This is a genomic window from Chryseobacterium sp. SIMBA_038 (assembly GCF_046535115.1).
In the GTDB taxonomy this organism is placed as follows: Bacteria; Bacteroidota; Bacteroidia; order Flavobacteriales; family Weeksellaceae; genus Chryseobacterium.
This window is the reverse complement of sequence record NZ_JAWRXH010000214.1, coordinates 1-265: the sequence shown is the minus strand read 5'-3', so window position 1 is coordinate 265 and position 265 is coordinate 1. Positions and strand designations below refer to the sequence as shown.

Annotated in this window: 1 protein-coding gene; it reads left to right on the top strand. The window is 40.8% G+C overall.

The window, feature by feature from the left end; translation table 11 throughout:
* The coding region (locus SB689_RS23330) for a GTP-binding protein (protein WP_410694427.1) at nucleotides 1-265 on the top strand (265 nt) is incomplete at both ends.

Genomic DNA, 265 nt, shown 5'->3' with positions numbered 1-265 from the left:
AATTACACAGCACATTGGTGCTTATAATGTGAAGCTTGAAAACGGACAGAGAATTACTTTCTTAGATACTCCTGGTCACGAAGCATTTACAGCGATGAGAGCCAGAGGTGCTCAAATCACGGATATTGCAATTATTGTGATTGCTGCCGATGATGATGTAATGCCACAAACAAGAGAAGCAATCTCCCACGCACAAGCAGCTGGTGTACCAATGATTATTGCTTTAAACAAGGTAGATAGACCAACTGCAAATCCTGATAATATC